Origin of the sequence: Hymenobacter radiodurans, from assembly GCF_004355185.1 — a bacterium.
In the GTDB taxonomy this organism is placed as follows: domain Bacteria; phylum Bacteroidota; class Bacteroidia; order Cytophagales; family Hymenobacteraceae; genus Hymenobacter; species Hymenobacter radiodurans.
Window position 1 is genome coordinate 659,686 of record NZ_CP037922.1, and the last position, 13,322, is coordinate 673,007.

The 13,322-nt window shown below is 49.4% G+C and carries 13 protein-coding genes and 1 pseudogene; all 14 read left to right on the top strand.

Annotated elements, in window-relative coordinates:
* The first annotated feature begins 55 nt into the window (after positions 1–55).
* Positions 56–238, top strand: a complete 183-nt coding sequence (locus tag EPD59_RS24275) for a hypothetical protein (protein WP_449404374.1) — start codon at positions 56–58, stop codon at positions 236–238.
* A complete protein-coding gene (rpoC, locus tag EPD59_RS03940) occupies positions 235–4,404 on the top strand; it encodes a DNA-directed RNA polymerase subunit beta' (protein ID WP_449404375.1) in 4,170 nt (1,389 codons plus the stop codon). The genes EPD59_RS24275 and rpoC overlap by 4 nt, the downstream gene beginning before the upstream one ends.
* Before the next feature lie 108 nt (positions 4,405–4,512).
* Positions 4,513–4,845 carry a DUF3467 domain-containing protein gene (locus tag EPD59_RS03945; protein WP_133271651.1) on the top strand — a complete coding sequence of 111 codons (333 nt, stop codon included), beginning with the start codon at positions 4,513–4,515 and terminating at the stop codon, positions 4,843–4,845.
* 266 nt (positions 4,846–5,111) lie between these two features.
* Positions 5,112–5,540 (top strand): 30S ribosomal protein S12, encoded by a 429-nt coding sequence (rpsL, locus tag EPD59_RS03950; RefSeq protein WP_084445982.1) that lies wholly within the window; start codon positions 5,112–5,114, stop codon positions 5,538–5,540.
* Positions 5,541–5,626: 86 nt separating this feature from the next.
* Positions 5,627–6,094: a 30S ribosomal protein S7 gene (rpsG, locus tag EPD59_RS03955; RefSeq protein WP_100337277.1), complete on the top strand. Its 468-nt coding sequence runs from the start codon at positions 5,627–5,629 to the stop codon at positions 6,092–6,094.
* 98 nt (positions 6,095–6,192) lie between these two features.
* The gene (gene fusA, locus EPD59_RS03960) at positions 6,193–8,334 is read left to right on the top strand and encodes an elongation factor G (protein WP_133271652.1); all 2,142 of its coding nucleotides are present in this window, start codon (positions 6,193–6,195) and stop codon (positions 8,332–8,334) included.
* A 21-nt stretch (positions 8,335–8,355) separates the two neighbouring features.
* Positions 8,356–8,661 carry a 30S ribosomal protein S10 gene (gene rpsJ, locus EPD59_RS03965; protein WP_084445992.1) on the top strand — a complete coding sequence of 102 codons (306 nt, stop codon included), beginning with the start codon at positions 8,356–8,358 and terminating at the stop codon, positions 8,659–8,661.
* Between the two features lie 629 nt (positions 8,662–9,290).
* Positions 9,291–10,058: an O-antigen ligase family protein gene (locus EPD59_RS21500; protein WP_240731611.1), complete on the top strand. Its 768-nt coding sequence runs from the start codon at positions 9,291–9,293 to the stop codon at positions 10,056–10,058.
* Positions 10,059–10,243: 185 nt separating this feature from the next.
* Positions 10,244–10,864: a 50S ribosomal protein L3 gene (gene rplC / locus EPD59_RS03975; RefSeq protein ID WP_133271654.1), complete on the top strand. Its 621-nt coding sequence runs from the start codon at positions 10,244–10,246 to the stop codon at positions 10,862–10,864.
* Positions 10,865–10,870: 6 nt separating this feature from the next.
* Positions 10,871–11,509 (top strand): 50S ribosomal protein L4, encoded by a 639-nt coding sequence (rplD, locus tag EPD59_RS03980; protein ID WP_133271655.1) that lies wholly within the window; start codon positions 10,871–10,873, stop codon positions 11,507–11,509.
* Entirely contained in the window at positions 11,509–11,796 is a 288-nt protein-coding gene (rplW, locus tag EPD59_RS03985; RefSeq protein WP_133271656.1) for a 50S ribosomal protein L23, read from the top strand. Before rplD ends, rplW begins: the two co-directional genes overlap by 1 nt.
* A 34-nt stretch (positions 11,797–11,830) precedes the next feature.
* Positions 11,831–12,658, top strand: a complete 828-nt coding sequence (rplB, locus tag EPD59_RS03990) for a 50S ribosomal protein L2 (RefSeq protein WP_133271657.1) — start codon at positions 11,831–11,833, stop codon at positions 12,656–12,658.
* A gap of 3 nt (positions 12,659–12,661) precedes the next feature.
* Complete coding sequence (rpsS, locus tag EPD59_RS03995) at positions 12,662–12,940, top strand: 30S ribosomal protein S19 (RefSeq protein WP_133271658.1); 279 nt, start codon at positions 12,662–12,664, stop codon at positions 12,938–12,940.
* Between the two features lies 1 nt (position 12,941).
* Positions 12,942–13,292, top strand: a pseudogene (gene rplV / locus EPD59_RS04000) (50S ribosomal protein L22); the annotation flags it as partial.
* Positions 13,293–13,322 lie beyond the last annotated feature (30 nt).

Here is a 13,322-nt window from a genome sequence, read left to right on the forward strand (position 1 = left end):
CGATAGGCTGCAAAGCACATTTTACTTCTGACATAGTTTTTAGAAAAACGACAGTATGGCGTTTGCAAAGAATAAAAAACTGGTGCAGGACTTCTCGAAAGTCACTATCTCGCTGGCCTCGCCCGAATCCATTCTGGAGCGGTCGAATGGGGAAGTAGTGAAGCCCGAGACGATCAACTACCGGACGTATAAACCCGAGATGGGGGGCTTTTTTGCGAGCGGATTTTCGGTCCTGTGAAGGATTGGGAGTGCCACTGCGGCAAATACAAGCGCATCCGTTACAAGGGCATTATCTGCGACCGTTGCGGCGTAGAGGTAACTGAGAAGAAGGTGCGTCGGGAGCGTATGGGCCACATCGAACTGGTGGTGCCTGTTGCTCACATCTGGTATTTCAAGTCCTTGCCCAATAAAATTGGTTACTTGCTGGGCTTGCCTACTAAGAAGCTCGACCAGATTATCTACTACGAGCGCTATGTGGTAGTTCAGCCTGGCGTATTAGCCGAAGAAGGCGTACAGCAGCTCGACTTCCTCACCGAAGACGAGTACCTGGACATCATTGATAAACTCCCCCGCGAGAATCAGATGCTGCCCAACGAAGACCCGAACAAATTCATTGCCCGTATGGGTGCGGATGCGCTGCAACTTCTATTGGAGCGTACCAACCTCGACGAGCTTTCTTATAGCCTCCGCGACTCTGCCGCGCACGAGACTTCGCAGCAGCGTAAAGCTGATGCGTTAAAGCGTTTGCGTGTAGTAGAAGCTTTCCGCGACGCGGCTACTCGTATCGAGAACAAGCCTGAGTGGATGGTGATTCGTATGGTGCCGGTAATTCCACCGGAACTTCGTCCACTTGTTCCATTGGATGGGGGGCGTTTTGCTACTTCCGACCTGAATGATCTGTATCGTCGTGTTATTATTCGTAACAACCGCCTCAAGCGCCTAATAGAAATTAAGGCTCCTGAAGTGATTCTGCGGAACGAGAAGCGCATGCTGCAGGAAGCTGTAGACTCGCTCTTCGACAACTCGCGTAAGGTGAACGCCGTGCGCGCTGAAGGTAACCGTGCGCTGAAGTCATTGTCTGATATGCTGAAAGGCAAGCAGGGCCGCTTCCGTCAGAACTTGCTCGGTAAGCGTGTTGACTACTCTGGCCGTTCGGTTATTGTGGTTGGTCCTGAGCTGAAGCTGCACGAGTGCGGTCTGCCCAAGAACATGGCAGCTGAGCTGTTTAAGCCCTTCATTATCCGCAAGCTCATTGAGCGCGGTATCGTGAAAACGGTGAAATCAGCGAAGAAGATTGTTGATCGTAAGGACGCTGTAGTGTGGGATATCTTGGAGAACGTGCTGAAAGGCCATCCAGTTCTGCTCAACCGTGCTCCTACCTTGCACCGCTTAGGTATTCAGGCATTCCAGCCTCGTTTGATCGAGGGTAAAGCTATCCAGTTACACCCGCTTGTTTGTACGGCATTTAACGCTGACTTTGACGGTGACCAGATGGCTGTGCACGTTCCGCTTGGACCGGCCGCTATTCTGGAGGCTTCAACGTTGATGTTGGCTTCGCACAACATTCTGAATCCAGCCAACGGCGCACCCATCGCGGTACCGTCGCAGGACATGGTACTCGGTCTGTATTATGTGACCAAAGGCAAGCGCAGCACTAATGACGAGAAAGTACAGGGCGAAGGTCGTGTATTCTACTCGGATGAGGAAGTTGTTATTGCTATCAACGAAGGTCAGCTTTCGAAGCACGCCTTTATCAAGGTGCGTACGAAAGTGCGGAACGAGAACGATGAGCTTGTTACCAAGATCATCGAGACCGTAGCTGGCCGCGTTCTGTTCAACCAGCTAGTTCCTGAGGAAGTAGGTTTCGTTGACGAACTATTGACTAAGAAGAAGCTGCAGCAGATCATCTCGCTCGTGTTTAAGCGTACGGGCATGGCTCGCACGGCCCAGTTCCTCGACGACATCAAGACGCTGGGTTTCCAGTCGGCTTACAAAGGTGGTTTGTCGATGGGTCTGGGTGATATTCAGATTCCAAAGGAGAAGGATGCTCTTATCGCGCAGGCTCAGGCCGACGTGGTAGCAGTAACCCAGAACTACCAGATGGGTCTGATTACCGATAACGAGCGTTACAACCAGGTTATTGACATTTGGACGCGTATCAACAATCAGATCACAGAGACACTCATGGGCCGCCTCGAAAAGGAGAACCAGGGGTTCAACTCGATCTACATGATGATGCACTCCGGTGCTCGTGGCTCGCGTGAGCAGATTCGTCAGCTCGGCGGTATGCGGGGTCTGATGGCTAAGCCACAGAAGTCGCTGCAAGGCTCGGTTGGTGAGATCATCGAAAACCCGATTCTGTCCAACTTCAAAGAAGGTCTGGACGTTATTGAGTACTTCATCTCGACTCACGGTGCTCGTAAAGGTCTGGCAGATACTGCACTGAAAACGGCTGACGCCGGCTACCTGACTCGTCGTCTGGTAGACGTATCCCAGGACGTTATTGTAAACGAGGTGGATTGCGGTACTCTCCGTGGTCTAGAGGTTTCGGCCTTGAAGGACAATGAGGACATCGTTGAATCTTTGGCTGAGCGCATCCTCGGTCGTGTGGCAGTTCACAACGTTGTGAATCCGCTGAATGACGAGATAATCTTGGCTGCTGGCGAAGAAATCACCGAAGAAATCACTCGCTTAATTGACAACACCGCTATTGAAACGGTGGAAATCCGTTCGGTACTGACCTGTGAGTCGAAGCGTGGTATTTGCGCCAAGTGTTACGGTCGTAACCTGTCTTCTGGCCGCATGGTACAGAAAGGTGAGGCTGTTGGTGTAATTGCTGCTCAGTCTATTGGTGAGCCTGGTACTCAGCTTACCCTGCGTACCTTCCACGTAGGTGGTACGGCTTCGAATATTGCCGTTGAAGCTAGCATCCGTGCTAAGTTCGCTGGTACTGTCGAGTTCGAAGATATTCGTACAGTAGCTACTACCACCGACGAAGGTGTGAAGGGAAAAGTAGTAATGGGTCGCTCAGGCGAAGTTCGGATTGTAGATTCTGCTACGGGCAAAGTCTTTATCTCGAACCACGTTCCTTATGGCTCTTTCCTGATTGTTGATGAAGGTCAGCAAGTAGAGAAGGGCGATGAGCTTTGCAACTGGGACCCTTACAACGCTGTTATTCTTTCGGAGTTTGATGGTACTGTTCAATACGACGCTATCACGGAAGGTATCACCTACCGTGAGGAGTCGGATGAGCAGACGGGTCACCGCGAGAAGGTTATCATCGAGTCGAAAGCCAAGGATCAAAACCCATCGATCATCGTTAGAGCCGGTAAGAAAGGCGATACCGAAGGTCAGAAGGGCTACAGCATCCCGGTAGGCTCTCACCTTAACGTGGAGAATGGCGACAAGATCAAGGCTGGTCACATTCTAGCTAAGATTCCTCGCGCTATTGGCAAGACCCGCGACATCACGGGTGGTCTGCCCCGCGTGACGGAACTGTTCGAAGCTCGCAACCCCTCGAACCCGGCTGTTGTGTCGGAAATCGACGGTGTGGTAACGTACGGTACGGTGAAGCGTGGTAACCGTGAAATCTTCATTGAGTCGAAAGACGGCGTGAAGAAGAAGTACATGGTGCCGCTGTCCAAGCACATTCTGGTGCAGGATAACGACTTCATCCGGGCTGGCATGCCGCTCTCCGATGGTGCCATCACACCATCCGACATCCTGAGTATTCAGGGTCCGGGCGCGGTGCAGGAGTACCTCGTGAATGAGATTCAGGAAGTATACCGCTTGCAGGGGGTAAAAATCAACGATAAGCACATCGAGGTGGTAGTTCGCCAGATGATGCAGAAAGTGGTTATCCTCGACGCTGGCGACACTACTTTCCTCGAAAATCAGGTGATCGATAAGATCGTCTTCATGGAGGAGAACGATACTATCATCGACATGAAGGTAGTTACCGACGCCGGCGACTCTACGGAGTTGAAGCCTGGTCAGATTGTGAGTGCCCGCCGCCTGCGCGACGAGAACTCTAGCCTGAAGCGCCGCGACCTGAAACTGGTGGAAGTGCGCGACGCGCAGCCTTCCGTTTCGCGTCCGACTCTGCAAGGCATCACTCAAGCTTCGTTGGGTACGCAGAGCTTCATCTCAGCCGCTTCCTTCCAGGAGACGACTAAGGTGCTTAGCGAAGCGGCCATCCGTGGTAAAGCTGATGAACTGCTCGGCCTGAAAGAGAACGTAATTGTTGGTCACCTCATCCCGGCTGGTACCGGCCTGCGCGAGTACACGCGTCAGGTTGTGGGCTCGAAGGAAGAGATGGAAGCCGCCGCCGCTGCTCCCAAGGCTGACACTGAAACGAAGCGCCCTGCTCGCGCAAGCAAGCGTGAAGCTTCTATTCAGGAGTAGTATTTGATACGTGAGTAAAGAGAAAAGCCGACTGGATACTTTCCGGTCGGCTTTTCTCTTTTCACTAATTTTGACCTCATTCTATTATTTGCCCCCCAACCTTATCCTATGAATCTGCCTCCTGACCAAAATGCCCCCCAGGACCCGAACGCAATCAATATTGAATTGTCAGAACAAATTGCTGAGGGTGAATACGCCAATCTGGCTATGATAGCGCATAGCAGCGGGGAGTTTGTTATTGACTTCATCCGCCTAATGCCGGGATTGCCGAAAGCGAAGGTTAAAGCTCGTATTATCATAACGCCAGAGCATGCTAAGCGTCTGCTAGCCGCGCTGGCCGATAACGTAGACCGCTTTGAGCAGACTTTTGGATCAATAAAAACGCAGCCTGACATGCCAAACTTCCCAATGAATTTTGGCGGTACGATGGGAGAGGCGTAAACATTGTATGTAAGCTGAACACTATCAGAGGCTATGCAACTTAATTATAAGTAACTCGAAAAAGCTCCCAGTTACTATTTGAGGCTTCTGGGGGCTAATTTGATAGTGTTATATAAGGTTAAGTGTAGTAATAGATAAGTCACTTGTAGTAAAGTACTTTCCCTAAAACAAACTATTTCAACCTGTTTGCTATTGTAAAGCAACTTCTATACCTTTGCAAGCCTAATTTTTTGGGAGAGAACCCTCCTTGACAAACCATTCCGTAGATGCCTACCATCAATCAGTTAGTACGAAAGGGAAGAGAAAAGCTGACGACTAAGTCAAAGTCGCCGGCACTCGATTCCTGCCCGCAGCGCCGTGGCGTTTGCACCCGTGTATATACCACTACGCCCAAGAAGCCAAACTCGGCGATGCGTAAAGTCGCTCGTGTGCGTCTCACCAACGGCAAAGAAGTCAACGCCTACATTCCAGGCGAAGGCCACAACCTGCAGGAGCACAGCATCGTGCTGATTCGCGGTGGCCGCGTGAAGGACCTTCCCGGCGTACGTTACCACATCATCCGCGGTGCTCTTGATACTGCTGGCGTAGGTGGTCGTACCCAGCGTCGTTCCAAATATGGTGCTAAGCGTCCGAAGCCAGGACAGCCCGCTGCAACCGGCAAAGGTGGCAAGCCAGCACCCGGCAAGAAAAAGTAATTAAATAAGAGATGAGTAGTAAGAAGTGAGAGGTGAGACACAGTTCTTATCTCACTTCTCACTTCTCGGTACTCACTTCTGATAAAATGAGAAAGTCAAAACCAAAGAAGCGCATTCTCCTGCCCGACCCTAAGTACAAGGAGACGCTGGTAACCCGTTTCGTCAACTACATGATGTATGACGGAAAGAAGAACCTAGCCTACACCATTTTCTATGATGCGTGCGAACTAGTAGAGCAGCGCACCAAAGAGAATGGCCTCGAAATGTGGCGCAAGGCTCTGAATAACGTGATGCCGACTGTAGAAGTAAAGAGCCGCCGTGTAGGTGGTGCTACCTTCCAAGTGCCGATCGAAGTTCGTCCTGACCGTCGTATTTCAGTAGGTGCCAAGTGGATGATTCAGTACGCTCGTCGTCGTGGTGAGAAGACCATGAAAGATAAGCTGGCTGGCGAAATTATCGCCGCTGCTAAAGGCGAAGGCGCTTCAGTGAAAAAGAAAGACGATACGCACCGGATGGCGGAAGCCAACAAGGCTTTCTCGCACTTCCGTTTCTAAAGGAGAAAATTAGGGACTTGGGGACTAAGGAGCTTCAGGAGATGTTGTATCATTTCTACGCTCTTTGGTCCCCAAGCTCTTAAGACCCTACAAATAAAATGGCTAAACAAGACCTCAAGTACCTCCGCAACATTGGGATTATGGCGCACATCGACGCCGGTAAGACCACGACTTCGGAGCGCATTCTGTATTACACAGGCAAAACCCACAAGATCGGGGAAGTGCACGAAGGTGCCGCCACGATGGACTGGATGGAGCAAGAGCAGGAGCGGGGCATCACGATTACGTCGGCTGCTACTACTACCTTCTGGAACTACCCAACGGACGCAAGTGGTGAACCTACTAGCGAAACCAAGCAGTACAAGATTAACCTGATTGATACTCCCGGCCACGTAGACTTTACTGTAGAGGTAGAGCGCTCATTGCGTGTATTGGATGGTGCTGTCGCGTTATTCTGCGCAGTATCAGGCGTGGAGCCTCAGTCAGAGACTGTATGGCGTCAAGCTGATAAGTACAAAGTGCCACGTATCTGCTTCGTCAACAAGATGGACCGTGCTGGCGCTGACTTCTTCAAGGCTGTAGCTGAGATTAAGGATAAGCTAGGAGCTAATCCAGTTCCATTGCAAATTCCGATTGGCGCTGAAGACACCTTCAAAGGTGTTGTTGATCTGCTGACCGGTAAAGCAATCGTATGGGACGATGCCACTCAAGGTAAAGCCTATCACGAGATTCCCGTACCTGAGGATTTGGTGGAGACGGTAGCTGAATGGCGTCAGAAGTTGGTAGAAAGCGTCGCTGAGTATGACGATGCTCTGCTGGAGAAGTTTTTCGAAGATCCAGAAAGCATCACGCGTGAGGAAATGATGGTTGTTATCCGCCAAGCGGTTATCGACATGAAGTTTTCGCCTGTAATGTGCGGCTCGGCTTTCAAAAACAAAGGTGTACAGTCCATGCTAGATGGCGTTATGGCTTACTTGCCTTCGCCGTTGGATATGCCCCCCATCATTGGTACCAACCCGGATACCAACGAGGAAGAGGTTCGTCTACCTACCACTGATGCACCGTTTGCTGCATTGGCCTTTAAGATTGCAACTGACCCTTTCGTAGGTCGCTTGTGCTTCTTCCGTTGCTACAGCGGTACGCTGGAAGCTGGTTCGTATGTGTTTAATAACCGCACAGAAAAGAAAGAGCGTATCTCGCGTTTGATGCAGATGCACTCTAACAAACAGAACCCTATCGACCGCCTTGAGGCTGGTGATATCGGCGCTGGTGTTGGTTTCAAAGACATCAAAACGGGTGATACCCTCACCGATGAGAAGCACCGTCTGGTATTGGAGTCGATGAGCTTCCCTGAGCCCGTAATCGGCTATGCTATTGAGCCCAAAACTCAGGCTGACGTTGATAAGATGGGTATGGCAATCGCCAAACTTGTAGAAGAAGATCCAACCTTGACCGTAAATACTGACCCAGAAACGGGCCAGACTGTACTACGTGGCATGGGTGAGCTTCACTTGGAGATCATCATCGACCGTATGCGTCGTGAGTTCAAAGTGGAAATCAACCAAGGTGCTCCTCAGGTTGCCTACAAAGAGATTCTGACTAAGAAGGTAGAGCACCGCGAAACATACAAGAAGCAGACTGGTGGTCGTGGTAAATTCGGTGATATTGTCTTCGAAATTGGTCCGAAAGAGACTGAGCCAGAAAAGGCAGGCTTTGAATTCGAAAATGCTATCGTTGGTGGTGTAATTCCCCGTGAATTCATCGCTCCGATTCAGAAAGGCTTTGAGGAAGCTATGAAAAATGGTCCTCTGGCCGGCTTCCCCTTGGATTCAATGAAAGTGCGCTTGTTTCACGGCTCCTTCCATGACGTTGACTCGGACGCCCTATCGTTCGAACTTGCAGCTCGTGGTGGTTTCCGTGAGGCAGCCCGCCAGGCTGGTCCCAAATTGCTTGAGCCTATTATGGCTGTAGAAGTAGTTTGCCCAGATGAGTATACTGGTCCTGTAACTGGTGACTTGAACCGTCGTCGCGGTATTATGAAGGGTATGGACACCAAAGCTGGTGCTCAGCTCATCAAGGCCGACGTGCCACTGTCGGAGTTGTTTGGTTATGTAACGGACTTGCGTACCATTTCTTCGGGTCGCGCTTCTGCTTCGCTAACCTTCTCTCACTATGAGCAGGTACCATCAAACTTGGCTGAAGGCATTGTTGCCAAGACTAAAGGTCACGCCGTTCGCTAATTCGCTTTCAAGACTTAAGACATGAACCAGAAAATTCGCATTAAACTCAAGTCCTACGATCACAACCTCGTAGACAAGTCGTCCGAGAAGATCGTGAAAGCGGTGAAGGCTACGGGCGCTATCGTTAGCGGTCCTATCCCGTTGCCTACAAAGAAGGAAAAGTTTACGGTTCTTCGTTCGCCCCACGTGAACAAGAAGTCGCGTGAGCAATTCCAGCTTTGCACATACAAGCGTCTAGTAGACATCTATTCTACTTCGTCGAAGACAGTAGATGCGCTGATGAAGCTTGAACTGCCCAGCGGTGTAGACGTAGAAATCAAAGTCTGAGGCCTGATTTCTCTGAATGCTAAAAAAGCCCCCGGATTATTTCTGGGGGCTTTTTTTGCTTATTAAGTTTGCCGCATTCTTATATAAATACCGTTCACCTCCTATCACATTTCACCAAGGTGTTTGTAGCTACTCCTCTTAATGCCGACCGAACTGAGTTGGCGACTACAGCGAGTATTGCGCTGATACTTGTTGGTCTCTTTAGTACTAATCTCCTGCCACATGTTTCTAGTATAGGTGTGCTCTGCTTATTACTAACAGCTTTGCTACATCTTATCCTACATCAACAGATCGTACAGAAGAAGCATTGGCGAGTATATGGTGCACTAACAGGCATCTTCTTTTTACACCTTTTTTCCGGGTTGAATACGAGTGAAGTAAATAGAGACGCTTTCTGGATAGATCTCTTTCAACAAATACCATCTCTATTAATGCCTGTATCATTCTGGCTTCTGCCACCATTATCGCTGCAAGCTTTACGGAGAATCTACTTACTGTTTTTTTACCTGGTGGTAATATCGGCAATTGGAAGTACCTGCTACTATCTAATGCATAGAGAGGAAATAAATCAACTCTACTATCAATCGCAGATTATGCCGACCGTCCCAGACTACATCAGATTCAGTCTTATGGTCACTTTAGCTGTTGTCATAGGATTATTGCTGGTAGTAAAGAACTTAGTTCAGGGACGGCATCGGGTACTAGTATTGCTAGCTATAGCGTACTTGATTCCATACTTATACTTGCTGTCAGTACGAAGTGGGTTAGTAGCTTTCAACGTGCTAGGTATCGCAACACTACTTTGGCTTCTCTTTAAACATAAGTACAAACAAGCCCTAAGGGTGGGGGCTCTGCTATTAGCACTACCATGGTTAAGCTTTCTATGCTTCCCTACGTTTCATAATAAATACTACAATACTAAGGATGATGTGAGCAGAGTAAAAAAAATAAGTTCAGCTAACAATTTTTCTTTGGTAGGTAGGGTGTATTCTTATAGAGTTGGGCTTCAGGTTGCGCAGACCCATCCTTTCATAGGAGTAGGGAAAGCGGATATCGAGGATGAGGTAGCAGCTTATTATAAAGCTGATTTCCCTGATATTAAGCCAGCCGCTTACCTATTACCACACAATCAGTTTATCTATTACTTGGTAGCCTTTGGCGGTATAGGCCTACTACTCTTCATTGTGTTCTTTTATTACCCATTTTATTGGGCATGGGCCAGAGTGGGGCCTTTAATGATAGCTCAATACGTAATTATTTCGCTTTCTTTTTTAGTAGAATATACGCTTGATCAAAAAAATCAAGTAGGCCTATTATTCACTTTACTATTTCTATTACTACCAATAAATGGCTTAATGCGGCCTGCTCGTCCAGAAGTAGGTTGGAGGCCTAGCTAGCTTAGTAGCTTGTAATCGGAAATGATTGATAGAGAGCTTCTAGCTTTAGACGCTTACATAGGTCTACCTTGAAAATATTTTAGGGCTGGTTTGAATAAAGCATTAAAATTCCCTAGCTTTGCACTCCCATTACGAAAACGTCATGCGGGCGTTTTCTCTGTGTCTTTTAATTAATCTAAAAACGAATGCCTGGCATCATCGGTAAAAAAATCGGTATGACAAGCCTCTTCACTCCGGACGGGAAGAACATTCCCTGCACGCTCATCGAAGCGGGTCCGTGCGTAGTGACGCAGGTTAAGACTATCGAAAAGGACGGCTATACAGCTGTTCAACTCGGTTACGGCGAGAAAAAAGCCAAGAATACTACCAAAGCACTGGCTGGTCACTTCGCCAAAGCTGGTACTACTCCTAAGAAAAAACTTGTTGAGTTTCGTCTCGATGCAGAGTCTACGTACGCTGCCGGTGCCGAAATCAAGGCTGACCTTTTTGAGGAAGGCGAGTTTGTTGATGTAGTAGGAACCTCAAAAGGTAAGGGTTTCCAGGGTGTTGTGAAGCGTTACAACTTTGCTGGTGTAGGTGGTCAAACCCACGGTCAGCATAACCGTCTTCGTCACCCTGGTTCTATCGGTGCCTGCTCCTGGCCTTCACGCGTATTCAAAGGAATGCGCATGGGTGGTCGTATGGGTGGTGATCGTGTGAAGATCCAGAACTTGAAGGTGATGCGCATTGTAGCCGACAAAAACCTGATTCTGGTTAGCGGCTCGGTTCCCGGCGCCAAGAATTCTTACGTGGTCCTGGAAAAATAACGCGAGATGGAACTGTCAGTATATAACATCAAAGGCGAAGACACAGGCCGCAAGGTTACGTTGTCTGACGCTATCTTCGGTTTAGAGCCGAATGAGCACGTGATGTACCTCGACGTGAAGCAGTACTTGGCCAATCAGCGCCAGGGCACGCACAAGTCGAAGCAGCGTCATGAAGTGCAAGGCACTACCAAGAAGCTTAAGAAGCAAAAAGGTACGGGTGGTGCCCGTGCTGGTAGCATGAAGTCGCCAGTATTCATCGGTGGTGGTCGCGTATTTGGCCCCCAGCCCCGTGACTATGGCTTCAAGCTGAACAAAAAGACGAAGCGGGTTGCTCGTTTGTCGGCTCTGAGCACGTTGGCTCAAGAAGGCAAAGTAGCGTTGGTAGAAACCATCACGTTAGATGCCCCCCGTACGAAAGATTTCCTTTCGATTCTGACTGGCCTGAAGCTGAACAACGGCAAGAAAACCTTGCTAGTGACTGGCGAAGCCAACAAGAACGTGCTGCTATCGGCGCGCAACATTCAGAAAGTGACCGTGGCTACGCCTGTCGCTCTGAACACGCACGACCTGCTTAACACGGACACTTTGTTATTGTCAGAGGACGGGCTGAAGTCGTTGGAACAACTTTATACCCCTGCTGAGTAATGAGCACGTTGAAGAAACCTATCGTGACCGAGAAGGCCACGGCTCTGAACGAAAAAGGTCAGTATGCTTTCGAAGTAGAGCGCACGGCTAATAAGGTTCAGATCAAAAAAGAGATCGAGCAGCTGTATGGTGTAACGGTAACGGGCATTAGCACGATCCGCACTAATGGCAAGATCAAGTCTAAATTCCAGAAAGGTGGTGCTGTTACAGGTCGTCGTTCCCATGGAAAGAAGGCTATCGTAACTGTGAAAGAAGGCGATATTATCGACTTCTATAGCGGGATATAAGGAGAGCTTACTAGAAAGCGCATTTTAAGATAAAATGGCACTCAAAAAACTAAGACCAACATCACCGGGTCAACGATTTCGCATCGCCCCGGCCTTCGACGAGATAACCACGTCGACGCCGGAGAAATCGTTGTTGGCACCCATGGAAAAATCCGGTGGCCGAAACAATTCGGGTAAAATGTCTAACCGCTACATCGGTGGTGGACATAAGCAGAAGTATCGTATCATCGACTTCAAGCGTGATAAAGCTGGTGTTCCAGCCACGGTGAAGACGATTGAGTATGATCCTAACCGCACGGCGCGAATCGCATTGCTTAACTACGCAGATGGTGAGAAGCGTTACATTATAGCTCCCGCTGGTTTAGAAGTAGGAACAACAGTAGTTGCCGGCCCTGGTGTCGCTCCTGAAGTTGGGAACGCTTTGACATTGCGTGAAATGCCGCTTGGTACCATTGTTCATAATATCGAACTGATGCCCGGTGGTGGTGCTGCTATCGCTCGTTCTGCTGGCACGTATGCTCAACTAGTTGCACGTGAAGACAAGTACGCTACGCTGAAATTGCCTTCGGGTGAGATGCGCATGGTACTAGTTACCTGCATGGCTACGGTTGGTACCGTTTCAAATGGCGACCACATGAATGTGCGTCTTGGCAAAGCCGGTCGCAATCGTTGGATGGGTCGTCGTCCACGTGTTCGCGGTGTTGCAATGAACCCAGTCGATCACCCAATGGGTGGTGGCGAAGGCAAATCGTCAGGTGGTCACCCACGTAGCCGTAATGGTATTATTGCCAAGGGTCAAAAGACTCGCAATAAGAATAAGTACTCCGAGCAACTCATCGTAAACCGTAAAGGCAAAAAGTAAGCAATGGCACGTTCGCTAAAAAAAGGGCCGTACATTGACTTCCGGCTCGAGAAGAAAGTAACGGCAATGGAAGATTCTGGTAAGAAATCAGTGGTGAAGACTTGGTCGCGCCGTTCGATGATTTCGCCAGACTTCGTAGGCCACACCTTCGCAGTACACAACGGGAATAAGTTCATCCCAGTGTACGTGACTGAAAATATGGTTGGACACAAGCTCGGCGAGTTCGCACCTACACGCAACTTCCGTGGCCACGTAGCCAAAAAAGATAAAGGCAAGCGCTAAGATGGAAGCAACAGCTAAACTCCGCAATGTGCCTACCTCGCCTCGCAAGATGCGCATGGTAGCCAATCTGGTCCGCGGTCAGAAAGTGACCCGTGCCTTGGGCTTGCTAAAGTTTGAAGCCAATTCAGGTGCTGAGCGTATCGAGAAACTACTTCTCTCCGCTTTGTCGAACTGGCAGCAGAAGAACGAAGACGAGCGTATCGAAGATGCTAATCTCTATATCAAAGAGATATTCGTTGATGAAGGTCGTCAGTTGAAGCGTTTGCGCCCGGCACCTCAGGGTCGCGGTCACCGTATCCGCAAGCGTAGCAATCACGTGACACTGACAATTGACTCGAAAGTTGAGCCGCTAGGCAGCAAAGCTGCTGTGAAGCAAGCTTCA

Bases quoted from the DNA above. Each gene is read 5' to 3' on its own strand.
- EPD59_RS24275 (WP_449404374.1), top strand. From the start codon at position 56: ATGGCGTTTGCAAAGAATAAAAAACTGGTGCAGGACTTCTCGAAAGTC.
- EPD59_RS03945 (WP_133271651.1), top strand. From the start codon at position 4,513: ATGAATCTGCCTCCTGACCAAAATGCCCCCCAGGACCCGAACGCAATC.
- rpsL (WP_084445982.1), top strand. From the start codon at position 5,112: ATGCCTACCATCAATCAGTTAGTACGAAAGGGAAGAGAAAAGCTGACG.
- rpsG (WP_100337277.1), top strand. From the start codon at position 5,627: ATGAGAAAGTCAAAACCAAAGAAGCGCATTCTCCTGCCCGACCCTAAG.
- fusA (WP_133271652.1), top strand. From the start codon at position 6,193: ATGGCTAAACAAGACCTCAAGTACCTCCGCAACATTGGGATTATGGCG.
- rpsJ (WP_084445992.1), top strand. From the start codon at position 8,356: ATGAACCAGAAAATTCGCATTAAACTCAAGTCCTACGATCACAACCTC.
- EPD59_RS21500 (WP_240731611.1), top strand. From the start codon at position 9,291: ATGGTCACTTTAGCTGTTGTCATAGGATTATTGCTGGTAGTAAAGAAC.
- rplC (WP_133271654.1), top strand. From the start codon at position 10,244: ATGCCTGGCATCATCGGTAAAAAAATCGGTATGACAAGCCTCTTCACT.
- rplD (WP_133271655.1), top strand. From the start codon at position 10,871: ATGGAACTGTCAGTATATAACATCAAAGGCGAAGACACAGGCCGCAAG.
- rplW (WP_133271656.1), top strand. From the start codon at position 11,509: ATGAGCACGTTGAAGAAACCTATCGTGACCGAGAAGGCCACGGCTCTG.
- rplB (WP_133271657.1), top strand. From the start codon at position 11,831: ATGGCACTCAAAAAACTAAGACCAACATCACCGGGTCAACGATTTCGC.
- rpsS (WP_133271658.1), top strand. From the start codon at position 12,662: ATGGCACGTTCGCTAAAAAAAGGGCCGTACATTGACTTCCGGCTCGAG.